This is a genomic window from Streptosporangium nanhuense (genome assembly GCF_059358815.1).
In genome coordinates this window covers 74,267-89,698 of sequence record NZ_JCADBG010000024.1, presented here as the reverse complement: position 1 = coordinate 89,698, position 15,432 = coordinate 74,267, and the positions used below count along the sequence as shown (strand labels likewise).

Below are 15,432 nucleotides of genomic sequence, written 5' to 3'. Positions count from 1 at the left end.
CTCCATTCGAGGGCTGGCACGAGTTCACTGCTCAAGTGCTCGATCTCCGGATCTATATCGTGTGATGGTGGCGCCGGTCTGGTATTTCCCGCCCACACCGGACCCTAACGGTTTCGACCTGGCTACCGTGGCGTAGGCCGGACCGGGGCGGGTCCGCGGGATCCGCAGGCGGCGCGCGCGCCCCCCATCGCAGGAGCCCCCCTCGCGCCGCTTCCGCACCCCGTGCCGGGACCGGCCCCCCCTGCAACTACAGTGAGTCCTCAAGGCTGGCTGGTGCCCGCATTCACGGATCCGCTCTAATCAGAGGTTACGCGTTGACCCCGCACGTGCTGGAAGCGCCTTAGATGGTGCTCACCGACAAGCAATCGACGGCCCCGTCCGAGGCGGGCACGGTCCCCGAGACCGGGCCGCGTTCCTTCGGCGACGTCGTGAAGGCCTACGTCGCCCTCACGAAGCCGCGGATCATCGAGCTGCTGCTGATCACGACGCTGCCGGTGATGTTCCTGGCGGCCAAGGGCCTGCCGCCGCTGTGGATCGCCGTCAACACCCTGGTGTTCGGCACCCTGTCGGCCGGCAGCGCGAACGCGCTGAACTGCTACATCGACCGTGACATCGACGCGGCCATGCGCCGCACCCGGCGCCGCCCGCTGGCCCGCGACCTGGTGCCGCCGACGAACGCGCTGATCTTCGGGATCATCCTCGGCGTGCTGTCCACTCTTGGACTCGGCTTGACGGTGAATTGGCTGGCCGCGGGCCTGTCGCTGGGCGCGAACCTGTTCTACGTGCTCGTCTACTCGATGATCCTCAAGCGGCGGACCTCGCAGAACGTGGTGTGGGGCGGCATCGCCGGCTGCATGCCGGTGCTGATCGGCTGGGCGGGCGTCACCGGCAGCCTCGACTGGGCCCCCGTGGTGCTCTTCGGCGTGGTGTTCTTCTGGACACCGCCGCACACCTGGACCCTCGCCATGCGCTACAAGGAGGACTACGCGGCGGCGAAGGTCCCGATGCTCCCGGTGGTCGCCACCGAGCGCCGCGTGGTGCTGGAGAGCATCGTCTACACCTGGGCCACCGTGCTGTGCTCGCTGCTGCTGTGGCCGATCGCCGGGACCACGCTCATCTATCCGGTCGTGGCCGCAGTCCTGGGCGCCGCCTGCCTGTGGGAGGTCCACCGCCTCCTCGGCCGCGTCAACGCGGGCAAGACCGGTGTCGACCTGCGCCCGATGCGCTTCTTCCACTGGTCCAACGCCTATCTGGCGCTGCTGTTCCTGGCCGTCGCCATCGACTCGATGTTCGTCTGAGATATTCGTCTCGGATGTCGGTCCGATGTACGCCTGAGGCTCATCCGACACTCGTCTGAGTCATCTCACACGTACGGTCTCCTGCGGTGCGCCCGTTTCCGCGCCCCTGACCCGGGGGAGACGTCTCCCGGGGGAAGATGTTTTCTTGACCGGCCCGGGGTGGGACCGGTCGCAGGGAGGGTGATTCGTGGTTCTCGGCAGACCTTGGGAGCCGGATTCCGGCTCCGGCCGCGGGGGCGGCCCGTCACTCGGCCCGTCACTCGGCCCGTCACTCGGCCCGTCACTCGGCACGGTGTCGGAACTCACAAAGGCCGGACGCTCCGGACCGGGCCGCCGGTCGCGCGGGACCCGTGGGGTTCGCCGGGTCCCCGGTGTGACGTGGCCGCGGTCCGGGGGTGAGAGGCGGCCCGCGGGCGGGGCGTGGTCCGTCACCAGCGCGGGTTCCGTCAACCTCGAAGCGGTGATCTCCCGGTTCGGACCGTGGGGTGGGGATCAGCGGTTACGGTGGCCACATGGCCGGCCATGACCCCCGCTGGGTGCTCAGGGACCGTCCGTCGGTCACCCTGATCGTCGGGCTCGTCCTGGCGGGACTGTGCGCCCTGGTGTCGTTCTCCTTCGACGTGCTGAACGGCGACCCGGTCTACTTCTTCATCGCCCTGGGGCTCGCGCTGGCGCCGGTCCCGGTGCTGCTGGCCGCGGTGCTGGCGCTCGACCGCATCGAGCCCGAGCCGCGCGGCAACCTGCTCTTCGCGTTCGCCTGGGGCGCGGGCGTGGCGGTCCTGGTCGCCGGGGTGATCAACTCCTTCAACCTGATCTACATCGAGAACGCCGTCCAGCTGGGCTACGACTACGCGCGCAACCTCACCGCCACGTTCGGCGCCCCGGTGGTCGAGGAGACGATGAAGGGCCTGGTCCTGCTGGGCCTGCTCAAGTTCAAGCGCGCCGAGCTGGACGGGCCCACCGACGGCATCATCTACGCCAGCATGGTCGGCCTCGGCTTCGCCATGAGCGAGAACGTCAGCTACTACGTGGCCGCGCTCGACGAGCTGGGCGCGCAGGGCCTGGCGGTGACCGTCGTGCTGCGCGGGATCCTCTCGCCGTTCGCGCACCCGCTGTTCACCTCCATGATCGGTGTCGCGGTGGCGTACGCGGCGCAGCGCCGGGGGCCGGGGCGGATCTTCGTCATCGCCGCCGGCTGGGTCGGCGCGATGCTGCTGCACGGCATCTGGAACGGCTTCGCCACCTACGTCGGCATCGGCGGCCTGGCCATCGCCTACCTGCTGCTGATGACCGTGCTGTTCGTGCTGATCTGGATCATCTTCCGCGACCGCAAGCGCATCATCGCGCTCATCCAGACCTACCTGCCCGCCTACTGGGCGACGGGGCTGGTGTCCTCGCGCGACGTCGAGATGCTCTCCTCCCTGCCCGGCCGCCGCCAGGCCCGGCAGTGGGCCAGGAACCACGGGGGCAGGAGGGCCCTGCGGGCGATGAGCGACTACCAGCTCGCGGCCACCGAGCTCGGCCTGCTCCACGAGCGCGCCAGGGGTCACGTGATCGACGAGCGCACGTTCAACGAGGAGCAGCGGGCGCTGCTGGAGTGCATGGCCGGTGCCCGCGCCCTGTTCCCGGCGTTCCCGGCGTTCCCCGCGCCGCCGGCGACCGGGAGCGCCACTGCGGGCCACGCCCCGGCCCCCTACCCGCCCGACGGCCCCGGCCGCCCGCCGCAGGGCGGGTCGTTCCACGGGTGAGAGGGCTCCGGCCGTTCTTCGTGAGATGTGCCACGAGGGCGCCGGGGTCATCCCCGCCGGAGCGCGGTCTCCAGGGTGATCTCGCGCGGCCCGGGGAAGACGGGCGCCGAGTCGAGGAGCACGGAGTCGACGAGCCCCTTCGCCGAGGCGAGGAACTCGCGGGCGGCGAGGCCGTAGGTGGACACCCACCGCTTGGAGGAGTCGTCGCCCACGCCGAAGGTGTCGAGGCCCGCCGTGCGGCACAGGGCGACCGCCCTGGGCAGGTGGAACACCTGGGTGACCACGGTGACCTTGGTGGCGCCGAACACCGTGCGGGCCCGGACGCACGAGTCCCAGGTGTCGAAGCCCGCGTAGTCCAGGACCAGCGCCCCCGCCGGTACGCCGCTCGCCAGCAGGTAGTCGCGCATCACGGTCGGCTCGTCGTACTCCCTGCGGCTGTTGTCGCCGGAGAGCAGGATCGCCTCGACCCTGCCCGCCCGGTAGAGCTGCGCGGAGATGTCCAGCCGCCTGGCCAGCATGGGGGAGGGGGTGTTCCCGACGACGCCCGCCCCCAGCACCAGCGCCACCGGGGCCCGGGGAACCCCGGCCACCCAGCCGGGGGAGGAGTCGGCGACCGCCCGGTGGCCCGAGCTGGACAGCCAGGCCCAGGTGATCGGGGCGACGGCCAGGACGCTCAGCAGCACGACGCCCTGGTAGCAACGCCGCATGGTCGTGCGTGACAACGACATCCGATCATTGTCCAGCCATACCGGGACCGCGTCGAGCGCGAACGGTCTCCCGAGGCCGGCGCGGTTCCCGGAAGCGGTGCGGGTGGCGTCCGGGGGCCAGGGGCCGGGGGAAGCTCAGACGCGGACGGTGTCGAGCTCGCCGCCGACCGTCTCCGGGACCTCCCGAGGCCCGCGCGGGCCGGTCGCGAACAGCACCCGCAGCGCGCAGAGCCAGACCAGGGTCGCGCCGAGCACGTGCAGGTTGACCAGGGCCGCGGGCACGCCCAGGAAGTACTGGACGTATCCGACGACCCCCTGCGCCGCCTCCACGGCCAGCAGCGTCCACGCGGCCCGCCGGGCGTACCCGGGCGCGTCGGTGATGTGCAGCGCGAACGCCAGCGCGAAGGTGAGCCCGACCACCACGTAGGCGACGTCGGCGTGGATCCTCGCCACGGTCTCGATGTCGAAGCCGAACCGGGAGGCCATCTCGTCCCCGGAGTGCGGCCCGGTGCCGGTCACCACCACGCCCACGACGAGCAGGACGAACACGGCGGCGACGAGCGCGAAGGCGAGCGTGCGGACGTGGCGGTGGGTCCGCCGCCGTGGCCCGCCCTCGACCTGGCCCTCGACCTGGCCCTGGCCGCTGCGGGCGTACAGCGCGTACGCCGCGGCGATCATGCCGACGGAGACCAGGAAGTGCACGCTCACGGTCACCGGGTTGAGCGCGCTGCGCACGACCAGGCCGCCCCAGAGCCCCTGGAAGGCCACGCCGACCGGCTGCAGCCAGGCCAGCCTGACCAGGTCGGGGCGGCGGGACGACAGCCGCAGGGCGGCGACCAGGCAGGCTACGCCGACGGCCAGCACCAGGAAGGTCAGCATCCGGTTGCCGAACTCGATCGCCATGTTCACCGGTGAGATCTCGGCGTGGGCGACCGGGGTGAAGCTCTCCGGCGTGCACCGGGGCCAGGTGGGGCAGCCCAGGCCCGACCCGCTGACCCGTACCGCGGCGCCCGTCACCGTGATCCCGATGTTGACGGCGACCGCCGCCAGTGCCCAGCGGCGCAGCGTGAGGAGGGTCGGCGGCCCCACGATCCGCGCCGCCTTCGCGGCATGCCGGAGGGGCCGGTCAAGGAGGTGGTTCACGGCTCACATGCTAGGCGGCGAGGTGCGCGGTCCCGCCTCGGACCCCGGGTACCGGCCGGCGGCGCGGGCCGCCCGCCGCGGGACGGCGTGCCGTACGGGCCGGTGGGTAGGGGTGCGCTTGGGCCGGAGACAAGGGCGAATGTCCGTTTTGGTGCATTGATCCAGTAGAAGGTATGTGACATAGTACTGGCGGGCCCGAGGCGTGGGAGCGAGGTGGAACATGCCGGACGTCGTGGTCGTCGGCGCCGGGGTCGTCGGCGCTGCCTGCGCCTACTACGCCGCCCGCGCGGGGCTGGACGTGGTGGTCGTCGACCGGGGCGCGGTGGCGGGCGGTACGACGGGCGCGGGCGAGGGCAACATCCTGGTCTCCGACAAGGAGCCGGGACCCGAGCTCGACCTGGCGCTGCTCTCCAACCGGCTCTGGCGGGACCTGGCCGGGACCGGCGGGGCCCACGGATCGGGGGGCGGGACGGGGGTCCTCCCCACCGGTGGGCCCGGTGCCGGAAACGGGCCGGGTGATGGCGGGCCCGGGGCGGGTCTCGCCGGAGGGTTCGAGCCGGGCGGGGGGTTCGAGTTCGAGGCCAAGGGCGGCCTGGTGGTCGCCGAGACGGACGAGGTCCTGGCCGCGCTCACCGACCTGGCGGCCAAGCAGGGCGTCGAGCATGTCGCCGTCGACACGGGGGAGCTCGCCGGCTACGAGCCCCACCTGGCGAGAGGGTTCGCCGGGGGCGTGTTCTACCCGCAGGACGCCCAGGTGCAGCCCATGCTGGCGGCGGCCGGGCTCATCCGGAGGGGCGCCGAGCGGTTCGGCCACGGCGCCCTGATGCTGCGGACCGGCGTCACGGTGACCGGCTTCGTCCGCGACGGCGGCCGGGTCACCGGCGTCACCACCGACCACGGCGACATCCTCGCCGGAGCCGTCGTCAACGCCGCGGGCACCTGGGGCGGCGAGATCGCCGCGATGGCCGGCGTGCGCGTCCCGATCCTGCCCAGGCGCGGCTTCATCCTGGTCACCGAGCCCCTCGCCGGGCCGCTCGTCAGGCACAAGGTCTACACCGCCGCCTACGTCACCGCGGTGGCCAGCGACTCGGAGGGGCTGGAGACGTCGGCCGTCGTGGAGAGCACCCCGGCGGGGCCGGTGCTCATCGGCGCCAGCCGCGAGCGGGTCGGCTTCGACCGCACGGTCTCCGTCCCGGTGCTCGAACGTCTCGCCCGCCAGGCCGTGGAGCTGTTCCCCGCCCTGGCCGCGTACCGGGCGATCCGCGCCTACTGCGGGTTCCGCCCCTACTGCCCGGACCACCTCCCGGTGATCGGAGAGGATCCCCGGGCGCCCGGCCTCTACCACGCCTGCGGCCACGAGGGGGCGGGCATCGGCCTCGCCCCGGCCACCGGCCACCTGATCGCCCAGCTCCTGGCCGGTCTGCGCCCCGACCTGGACCTCGCCCCCTTCCGCCCTGACCGCTTCGCCGAGGAGGCGCCGTGACCTTCTCGGGCGGCCGGGGCCCTCGCGACGGAGGTGCCCGATGAGGGATCCGTACCGCCTGGTGAGGGCGCGGCCCGAGCCTGGGTTCGAGATCAGCGTGGACGGCGTCCCCGTCCCGGTGGTCCCCGGCCAGACCGTCGGCGCCGCCATGCACGGCGCGGGCGTCCGTTCCTGGCGCACCACCAGGTTCGGTGGGCGCCCGCGCGGGCTGTTCTGCGGCATCGGGGTCTGTTTCGACTGCCTGGTCACGGTGAACGGGACCCCGTCCCTGCGCGCCTGCCTGACCGAGGCCCTCCCGGGAGACCTGGTGACCACCGACGGCTCCCCGCCCCCGTCGCGGGACCCGGAGAACGGGGACGGGGCCGGTCTGGGGGAGCGCGAGCCCGGCGCCCCGGATGCCCACGCCTCCCGCGGCGATTCCGGCGGCGAGGGGGAGGGGTGAGCGGCCGATGACCCGGATCCACGACCTCGCCGTCGTCGGCGCGGGCCCCGCCGGGGTCGCGGGCGCGCTCACCGCCGCCCTGTCCGGGCTGGACGTCGTGCTGATCGACGGGGCCGCCAGGCCGGGAGGCCAGTACTTCCGGCACCCCGCCGAGGGTTTCCACGCCGCGCGGCCCGGGGCGCTGCACCATGGTCACCGGGGCCTCGACAGGTTCACCCGCCAGTGGGAGACGCTCCGCGAGCGCGCCGAGGTGCTCCTGCGCCACCGCGTCTGGGCGGTCGAGCGCGCGGACGGGGTGATCACCGTGCGGTGCCTGGAGGGAGATCGCCGGGAGCGGCCCCGCACGGTGGCCGCGCGCGGGCTGCTGATCGCCACCGGCGCGCACGACCGGCCGCTGCCGTTCCCCGGCTGGGACCTGCCGGGGGTGCTCACCGCGGGCGGCGCGCAGGCGCTGCTCAAGGGCGACCTGGTCCTCGCGGGGAGCGAGATCGTGGTCGCCGGTACCGGCCCGTTCCTGCTCCCCGTCGCCGCGGGCCTGGCCGACGCGGGGGCCCGGGTGCTCGGGGTGCACGAGGCCGGCGGCGGGTTCGGGCTCGCCCGCCATCCGCTGCTCGCCGCGGGACGGGCCGGGGAGGCCCTCGGGTACGGGGCGCGCCTGGCCCGCCACCGGATCCCGTACCGGCGCCGCGAGGCGGTGATCGCCGCGCACGGCGACACCGCGCTGACCCACGTCACCGTGGCGAGCCTGGACCGCGACTGGCGGCCGGTCTCGACGAGGACCGTCGAGTGCGACACCCTGGCCTGCGGCTACGGCTTCGTCCCCCAGCTCGACCTGCCGGTCCAGCTGGACTGCGACACCCGCCGCGACCCCGACGGCAGCCCGGTCGTCGCGGTGGACGCGGGCATGCGCACCAGCGTGCCCGGCGTCTACGCGGCGGGTGAGTCGACCGGCGTCGGCGGGGCCGCGCTCGCCGAGGTGGAGGGGCGCGTCGCCGGCCGGTCCGCCGCCGCCGACCTGGGCCGCCCCGTGCCGCCCGACCCGGCCCTGTCCCGGCGCGCGGCCCGGCTCGCCGCCTTCGCCCGCGCCCTGCAGGAGGCCTATCCGGTACGACCTGGCTGGCGGGAGTGGCTGCGCGACGACACGCTCGTCTGCCGCTGCGAGGAGGTGCCCCTGTCGGCCGTACGGGAGGCCCAGGCCATGGGGGCCGTCGACGCGCGTTCCGTCAAGCTCCTGGCCCGCCCGGGGATGGGGTGGTGCCAGGGCAGGATGTGCGGCTACGCGGTGGCCTGCCTCGCGGGCGAGGACCCCGCGCCGCCCCGGCGCCCGATCGCCCAGCCCATCAGGCTCGGCGACCTCGCCGCGCGGCCCCTGCCCTCCCCGGAACCGCCGGAGATCCCTCCGGCCCCGGACCCGGCCTCGCACCGGCCGGAAAACCCCTCGGAAGGATGAAGCATGACGACCCCCGCCAAGCCCTGGCACGGTGTGACCGTGGCCACCGCGTTGCCCCTGAACGCGGACCTGTCCGTCAACCTGGACGGCTACGCCGAGCACTGCCGGTGGCTGGTCGCCTCCGGGTGCGACGGCGTCGTGCCGAACGGGTCGCTGGGCGAGTACCAGACGCTGACCCCCGAGGAGCGGGCCGCGGTCGTGGAGACCGCGGCCGCGGCCGTCGGCGGTGACCGCGTCATGCCGGGGGTCGCCGCCTACGGCTCCCTGGAGGCCAGGCGCTGGGCCGAGCAGGCCGCCGAGGCCGGGTGCCGCGCGGTGATGCTGCTCCCGCCGAACGCCTACCGCGCCGACGACAGGACCGTGGTGGAGCACTACCGGGAGGTGGCCCGGGCCGGCCTGCCGGTGGTGGCCTACAACAACCCCTTCGACACCCGGGTGGACCTCACCCCCCGGCTGCTGGCCACCCTCCACGCCGAGGGCCTGATCGTCGGGGTCAAGGAGTTCAGCGGGGACGTCCGCCGCATCTACGAGATCGCCGAGCTCGCCCCCGGGCTGGACGTGCTGGCCGGGGCCGACGACGTGCTGCTGGAGCTGGTCACCGCCGGGGCGGTCGGCTGGGTGGCCGGATTCCCCAACGCGCTGCCCGAGTCGACCGTGGCCCTGTACCGCGCGGCCGCCTCGGGGGACACGGCCACCGCGCTGCCGCTCTACCGCGCGCTGCACCCGCTGCTTCGCTGGGACTCCAGGCCGGTGTTCGTCCAGGCCATCAAGCTCTCCATGGACCTGGCCGGGCGAGACGGCGGCCCGTGCCGCCCGCCCAGGCTCGGCCTCGTCCCAGAGCAGGAGGCCGCCGTGCGCGCCGCCACGGAGAAGGCCCTCGCCGAGGGCCTGCGGTAGACCCGCCCCGTACCTGTGAGGAGAGTCCTGTGAGGAGAGTCGGATGAGAACGAAGAGGGTCTTCCACGCGGTGGACTCCCACACCGAGGGCATGCCCACCCGGGTGATCACCGGGGGAGTGGGGGTCATCCCCGGCTCGACCATGGCCGAGCGGCGCGAGCACTTCCTGGCCGAGATGGATCACGTCCGTACCCTGCTCATGTACGAGCCGCGCGGCCACTCGGCGATGAGCGGAGCCGTCCTGCAGCCGCCCACCCGGCCCGACGCCGACTACGGCGTGCTCTACATCGAGGTGTCCGGCTGCCTGCCCATGTGCGGGCACGGCACCATCGGCGTCGCCACCGTCCTCGTCGAGACCGGGATGGTCGAGGTCGTCGAGCCGGTCACCACCATCCGGCTGGACACCCCGGCGGGCCTGGTCGTCGCCGAGGTCCGGGTCGAGGACGGCGCCGCCACGGAGGTGACCATCACCAACGTGCCCTCCTTCAGCGCGGGGCTGGAACGCGTGGTCAAGGTGCCCGGCGTCGGTGAGGTCTCCTACGACCTCGCCTACGGCGGCAACTACTACGCGATCCTGCCGATCGAGTCGGTGGGGCTGCCGTTCGAGCGGTCGCACAAGCAGGCGATCCTCGAGGCGGGCCTGGCGATCATGGCGGCGATCAACGAGTCGGACGAGCCGGTCCATCCGCTGGACCCCGGCATCCGGGGCTGCCACCACGTGCAGTTCACCGCGCCCGGTTCCGACGCCCGGCACTCGCGGCACGCGATGGCGATCCACCCCGGCTGGTTCGACCGCTCGCCGTGCGGCACCGGCACCAGCGCCCGGATGGCCCAGCTGCACGCCAGGGGCGAGCTTCCGCTGGACACCGCCTTCGTGAACGAGTCGTTCATCGGCACCCGCTTCGTCGGGCGGCTCACGGAGGAGACGGAGGTGGCGGGCCTGCCCGCGGTGGTCCCGGCCATCACCGGGCGAGCGTGGATCACCGGCACCGCCCAGTACTTCCTCGACCCCCGCGACCCGTTCCCCGCGGGTTTCCTCCTCTGACCGCTTCGAAAGCCCCGGCCGCCTCGAAAGCCCTGACAGCCCTGACCGTTTCGACAGCCCTGATGGCCCCGGCCCCTCTGGCCGCCTCGATCCGCCAAGCCCCGATCGCCGGGCGCCGGGTTCCCGCCGGCCGCCCGGGTCCCGGTGGTCCGGCCGGTGACGGCCCGGTTCGTGACGGCTCGTCAGGCCGCCGGTCGCCCGGTTCCGGGCCGGGCGGCCGGGACTGTTTCCCGTGAGGGGTCGTGACCGCAACCCCCGCACCGGAGGGTCCTCGCGGGGAGCAGCTCCCGGCGCCGCCCGTCCCTCTCCGAGCTGCGAACACGCCGCTCCTCCCGGGGGCGTTCCCGTTATGCGGCGACTTGCCGAAGAAACGGCGTCTTAACGCTAACGGTCTTGTTTCGGCCCTTGACGCGTACGTGCATTGCACGTGCAATATCACACACCACCGGACGTGAGGAGCCGCGCATGCGTGCCACCCCCCTGAAGTGCTTCACCTCGCTGGCCGTGCTCGGTCTCCTGGTCACCGGATGTGGCCAGGGACTGCTCGGTGACGGAGGCGGAGGCCAGACGGCCGCCGCGAAGGACGAGCCGATCGTCCTCGGCATGCTGATCCCGCAGTCGGGCAGCGAGGCCGCGATCGGTCCCTACATGAGCAACGCGGCGCAGCTCGCGATCGACGAGATCAACGCCAAGGGCGGTGTGCTCGGCCGGAAGCTGGAGCTGAAGACCGCCGACGACGCCTGTGACGCCCAGTCCGCGGCGGCGGGCGCCAACAAGCTGGTCACCGAGGGGATCGACGTCTCCGTGGGCGGCTACTGCTCCGGTGCGACGCTACCCACCCTGCCGATCTTCGGCAAGGCCGGGATCCCGATGATCATCCCGGCCGCCAACTCCCAGGAACTGGTCGACCAGAAGCTCAAGCACGTCTTCCTGATCAACGGCACGGGCTCCCAGCAGGCCGCGGCCGCGGAGAAGTGGATCGCCAAGCAGGGGTCCAAGAGCGTCGCGCTGATGCACGACAACACCAGCTACTCCAAGGACATCGCGCTGCGCACCCAGGCCCTCCTGGAGGCTCCCGACGGGGCCGAGGCCGTGATCACCGAGGCGGTCACCCCCAAGGAGAGCGACTACAGCGCCAACATCACCAACGTGCTGGACAAGAAGCCCGACTTCGTCTACTGGACCGGCTACTTCCAGGAGGGCGGCCTGATCGCGCGCCAGCTGCGGCAGGCCGGGTACAAGGGCTCCATCATGGTCGGCGACGGCTCGGTCTCCCCCAAGCTGGTCGAGATCGCCGGGGACGAGGCCGCCGAGGGGCTCTACGCCACGATGACCCAGACGCCCGACACCCTTGAGGGCGCCGAGGGCTGGATCGACGCGTACAAGAAGAAGTACTCCTCCGAGCCGGGCCCGTACTCCAACCAGGCCTACGACGCGGTGCGGCTGGCCGCCGAGGCGGTCACCAAGGCGGGCGCCACCGACGGCGAGAAGGTCATCGCGGCGCTCGAGGCGATCGACGGCTTCTCGATGTTCTCCGGGCCGCTGAAGTTCACCCCCGAGCACACCCTGGCCAACGGCGGCTTCCAGATCCTCGTCGTCAAGGGCGACAAGTTCGCCCTGCAGGACGCCCTCCAGTGACGCAGCTCGTCTGGAACGGACTGTTCGTCGGCTCGTTCTACGCTCTGGTGGCCCTGGGCTACAGCATGGTCTACGGGATCATCAAGCTGCTCAACTTCGCCCACGGTGACCTGTACATGCTGGGCGCGTTCGCCGGTTTCGCCATCCTCGGCGCGGTCGGCGGCGTGTCCTCCTCCATGGCCCTGCCGCTGCTGCTCGCGGTGCTCCTGGCGACCATGGTCGCCACCGGCCTGGCCGGGGTGGCGCTGGAGCGGATCGCCTACCGCCCGCTCCGCCGCGCCCCGCGGCTGTCCCTGCTGATCACCGCGGTCGGGGCCTCCTTCGCCCTGGAGTACGGGATGCGCGCGGTGGCCGGGGCCGACCCGCGGGTCTACCCGGTGCGGCTGGGCGGCACCTCGCTGGAGATCCTCGGGGCCCGGCTCACCGTGCAGCAGGTCGTCCTGGTCGGCGTGGCGGTGCTCCTCATGGCCGGGCTCAACCTGCTGGTCACCCGCACCCGCGAGGGCCGGGCCATGCGGGCCATCGCGCTGGACCCGCGCACCAGCGCGCTGATGGGCATCGACGTCAACGCGGTGATCTCCCGGACCTTCTTCATCGGCTCGGCGCTGGCGGGGGCCGCGGGCGTGATGGCCGGGGCCTACTACGGGAAGATCGACTTCATGATGGGCTTCCTGATCGGGCTCAAGGCCTTCACGGCGGCCGTCATCGGCGGCATCGGCAACATCCCCGGCACGATGCTCGGCGGCCTGCTGCTCGGGCTGCTGGAGTCGTTCGGCACGTTCTGGCTGGGCGGCGAGTGGCGCGACGTGTTCGCCTTCGGGGTGCTGATCCTGTTCCTGACGGTACGGCCCACCGGCCTGCTCGGCGAGCGCGTCACGGAGCGCGTGTGAACGACACCACCAAGCCCACCGGGCCCACCGGGGCCGCCGGGGTCAAGGTCCGCCGCCGCGGCACCGACAGGCCGCCCAGCCGGGCGTCGAGGCTGCTGCAGAACCGGTGGGCCGGGATCGCCGGGCTGCTGATCGCGCTGCTCGCCCCCTTCGTCAACGCCACGCCGTACGCGCTGTCGGTCATGACCAGCGCGGCCATCGCCGTGATGCTCGCCGCGGGACTGAACATCGTGGTCGGCTACTGCGGCCTGCTCGACCTGGGCTACGTCGCCTTCTTCGCGGTCGGCGCCTACACCAGCGGCGTGCTGGCCACCCGCTTCGACCTGCCGCTGCTCGCCACGGTGCCGGCCGTGCTCGTGGTCACGGTCATCGCCGGGATCGTCATCGGCGCCCCCACCCTGCGCCTGCGCAGCGACTACCTCGCCATCGTGACCCTCGGCTTCGGGGAGATCATCCGGATCACCGCCAACAACCTGGACGTCACCGGCGGTCCCTCCGGCATCTACGGCATCCCGCACCTGGTCGAGCATCCCGCGGCCTTCTACTACGTCACCGTGGCCGTCGTCTCGCTGGCCGTCCTCGGCGCGGCGCGGCTGGGCCGCTCCCGCCTGGGCCGGGCCTGGCGCTTCGTCCGGGAGGACGAGGACGCCGCCGAGGCGATGGGCGTGCACACCTACCGGGTCAAGCTCGCCGCCTACATCGCCGGGGCGGTCTGGGGCGGCCTGGCCGGGGTGCTGTTCGCCGCGCAGCTGTCTGCCATCTCACCGGGCAGCTTCACCTTCCTGTCTTCGGCGCTGGTGCTCATGGCCGTGGTCCTGGGCGGCATGGGCTCGGTGCCCGGCGTCGTCGTCGGCGCCGTCGTGATCAGCATCCTGCCGGAGATCCTGCGCGACCTCGCCGACTACCGGTTCTTCCTGTTCGGCGTGCTTCTCATCGTCTTCATGCTCCTGCGACCGCAGGGGATCTGGCCGGCCCGTTCCAAGGAGGTCCCGTGAGCCTGCTGAGCGTGGCCGACCTGCGCCTGACCTTCGGCGGGCTGGTGGCCATCGACGGCCTGTCGTTCTCGGTGGACGAGGCGGAGATCGTCTCCGTCATCGGGCCCAACGGGGCGGGCAAGACGTCGGCCTTCAACTGCGTGACCGGTTTCTACCGGCCGACCTCCGGCCGGATCACCCTGCGCGGCAAGGACCTGCCGGGGATGCGGCCCTCGGCCATCGCGGGCCTGGGGGTCGCGCGGACGTTCCAGAACCTGCGCCTGTTCGGCGAGCTGTCGGTCCTGGACAACGTGCGCGCCGGATCGCACCTGTGGCTGCGCCAGAGCGTCCTGGACGCCCTGCTGCACACTCCGCGCTACCGGCGCTCCGAGCGCGAGTGCACCGAGCAGGCCCACCACTGGCTGGACTTCGTCGGCCTGCGCGGCGACCGGTACGGGCAGGCCCGCCACCTCCCGTACGGCGAGCAGCGACGCACCGAGATCGCCCGCGCCCTGGCCCGCCGCCCCGACCTGCTGCTGCTGGACGAGCCCGCGGCCGGGCTCAACCACGGCGAGAAGGCCGAGATGCTCGACCTGATCCGGCGCATCCAGGCGCTGGGGGTGGCCATCGTGCTCATCGAGCACGACATGGGCCTGGTCATGGAGGTCTCCGAGCGTGTGGTCGTGCTCAACTTCGGCCGGGAGATCGCCGACGGCCGTCCCGAGGACGTCCGGCGCGACCCGGCCGTCATCGAGGCCTACCTCGGCGGCGACGCCACCGCCGCGAGGGACGAAGCCGACGGGACCGACGGGACCGCGACGGCCGGGAAGGACGGCGCCCGGGAAGACGGCGGCGCGGGAGAAAAGAGCGCGGGAGAAGAGAGCGCGGGAGAAGAGAGCGCGGGGAAAGCCGTCCCGGGGAGAAGACCCGCTGGGAAAGCGGGAGAAGCGGGAGAAGCGGGAGAAGACGGCGCGGCCGGGGGAGACGCCAATGCTTGACATCGACGGGCTGGACGTCCACTACGGCGGCGTGCACGCCCTGCGCGGCCTGTCGCTCGGCGTCGCCGAGGGGGAGATCGTCGCCCTGCTGGGCAACAACGGCGCGGGCAAGACCACCACGCTGTCCGCGGTCTCCGGGCTGCTGCGGCCCTCCGGCGGCACGGTGGTCTTCGACGGGAAGAAGATCACCAGGGAGAAGCCGCACCGGATCACCGCGCGCGGCCTGGTGCACGTCCCGGAGGGCCGCAGGATCTTCAGCACGCTCAGCGTGCACGAAAATCTCCAGCTGGGCGGCTACCTGGTCCGCGACCAGGCGGAGATCCGCACGCGGATCGAGCGCGTCTACGAGCTGCTGCCCCGCCTGGCGGAGCGGCGCGCCCAGCAGGGCGGCACGCTGTCGGGCGGCGAGCAGCAGATGCTCGCCATCGGCAGGGCGCTGGTCACCGGGCCCCGGCTGCTGCTGCTCGACGAGCCCTCCATGGGGCTGGCACCCCTGGTGGTCGCCTCGGTCATGGAGCTGATCGCGGGGATCAACGCCCAGGGCACCTCGGTGCTGCTCGTCGAGCAGAACGCTGTGGCCGCCCTGGGGATCGCCCACCGCGGCTACGTGATAGAGAACGGCGAGTGCGTCCTCGACGGTCCCGCCGCCGAGCTCCGCAGGGACCCCCGGGTGGTCGAGGCCTACCTCGGCGGGCTCCGGGGGAGCGGGCGGGAATGAC

14 protein-coding genes are annotated in these 15,432 nt (G+C 72.8%); 12 read left to right on the top strand and 2 right to left on the bottom strand.

Features of this window, described 5'->3' with window-relative positions:
• The first annotated feature begins 344 nt into the window (after positions 1-344).
• Together AC5L38_RS35390 and AC5L38_RS35385 are read left to right on the top strand one after the other, a co-directional pair.
• Positions 345-1,298 carry a heme o synthase gene (locus AC5L38_RS35390; RefSeq protein ID WP_495247163.1) on the top strand — a complete coding sequence of 318 codons (954 nt, stop codon included), beginning with the start codon at positions 345-347 and terminating at the stop codon, positions 1,296-1,298.
• A 512-nt stretch (positions 1,299-1,810) separates the two neighbouring features.
• Positions 1,811-3,046, top strand: coding sequence for a PrsW family intramembrane metalloprotease (locus tag AC5L38_RS35385; protein ID WP_495247162.1), 1,236 nt, complete (start codon positions 1,811-1,813; stop codon positions 3,044-3,046).
• Between the two features lie 47 nt (positions 3,047-3,093).
• Here the strand turns inward: AC5L38_RS35385 and AC5L38_RS35380 are convergent, their stop codons facing one another.
• Together AC5L38_RS35380 and AC5L38_RS35375 are read right to left on the bottom strand one after the other, a co-directional pair.
• Complete coding sequence (locus AC5L38_RS35380; RefSeq protein WP_495247161.1) at positions 3,094-3,774, bottom strand: SanA/YdcF family protein; 681 nt, start codon at positions 3,772-3,774, stop codon at positions 3,094-3,096.
• A gap of 114 nt (positions 3,775-3,888) precedes the next feature.
• Entirely contained in the window at positions 3,889-4,896 is a 1,008-nt protein-coding gene (locus tag AC5L38_RS35375) for a COX15/CtaA family protein (RefSeq protein WP_495247160.1), read from the bottom strand.
• A 220-nt stretch (positions 4,897-5,116) separates the two neighbouring features.
• Here AC5L38_RS35375 and AC5L38_RS35370 point away from each other — a divergent pair, with 220 nt between their 5' ends.
• The 10 genes from AC5L38_RS35370 (at position 5,117) to AC5L38_RS35325 (ending at position 15,431) form a co-directional block, all read left to right on the top strand.
• On the top strand, positions 5,117-6,379 hold the full coding sequence (locus AC5L38_RS35370; protein ID WP_495247159.1) for an NAD(P)/FAD-dependent oxidoreductase: 1,263 nt from the start codon (positions 5,117-5,119) through the stop codon (positions 6,377-6,379).
• Positions 6,380-6,419: 40 nt separating this feature from the next.
• The gene (locus AC5L38_RS35365) at positions 6,420-6,821 is read left to right on the top strand and encodes a (2Fe-2S)-binding protein (protein ID WP_495247158.1); all 402 of its coding nucleotides are present in this window, start codon (positions 6,420-6,422) and stop codon (positions 6,819-6,821) included.
• A 7-nt stretch (positions 6,822-6,828) separates the two neighbouring features.
• Entirely contained in the window at positions 6,829-8,271 is a 1,443-nt protein-coding gene (locus AC5L38_RS35360; protein ID WP_495247157.1) for an FAD-dependent oxidoreductase, read from the top strand.
• A 3-nt stretch (positions 8,272-8,274) separates the two neighbouring features.
• Positions 8,275-9,168 carry a dihydrodipicolinate synthase family protein gene (locus tag AC5L38_RS35355; RefSeq protein WP_495247156.1) on the top strand — a complete coding sequence of 298 codons (894 nt, stop codon included), beginning with the start codon at positions 8,275-8,277 and terminating at the stop codon, positions 9,166-9,168.
• A 43-nt stretch (positions 9,169-9,211) separates the two neighbouring features.
• Positions 9,212-10,213, top strand: coding sequence for a proline racemase family protein (locus AC5L38_RS35350; RefSeq protein WP_495247155.1), 1,002 nt, complete (start codon positions 9,212-9,214; stop codon positions 10,211-10,213).
• Between the two features lie 465 nt (positions 10,214-10,678).
• Positions 10,679-11,851, top strand: a complete 1,173-nt coding sequence (locus AC5L38_RS35345; protein WP_495247154.1) for a branched-chain amino acid ABC transporter substrate-binding protein — start codon at positions 10,679-10,681, stop codon at positions 11,849-11,851.
• The gene (locus tag AC5L38_RS35340; protein ID WP_362871058.1) at positions 11,848-12,741 is read left to right on the top strand and encodes a branched-chain amino acid ABC transporter permease; all 894 of its coding nucleotides are present in this window, start codon (positions 11,848-11,850) and stop codon (positions 12,739-12,741) included. Before AC5L38_RS35345 ends, AC5L38_RS35340 begins: the two co-directional genes overlap by 4 nt.
• Positions 12,738-13,736, top strand: a complete 999-nt coding sequence (locus AC5L38_RS35335; protein WP_495247153.1) for a branched-chain amino acid ABC transporter permease — start codon at positions 12,738-12,740, stop codon at positions 13,734-13,736. The genes AC5L38_RS35340 and AC5L38_RS35335 overlap by 4 nt, the downstream gene beginning before the upstream one ends.
• On the top strand, positions 13,733-14,713 hold the full coding sequence (locus tag AC5L38_RS35330) for an ABC transporter ATP-binding protein (RefSeq protein WP_495247152.1): 981 nt from the start codon (positions 13,733-13,735) through the stop codon (positions 14,711-14,713). The genes AC5L38_RS35335 and AC5L38_RS35330 overlap by 4 nt, the downstream gene beginning before the upstream one ends.
• On the top strand, positions 14,706-15,431 hold the full coding sequence (locus tag AC5L38_RS35325) for an ABC transporter ATP-binding protein (protein WP_495247151.1): 726 nt from the start codon (positions 14,706-14,708) through the stop codon (positions 15,429-15,431). The genes AC5L38_RS35330 and AC5L38_RS35325 overlap by 8 nt, the downstream gene beginning before the upstream one ends.
• Position 15,432 lies beyond the last annotated feature (1 nt).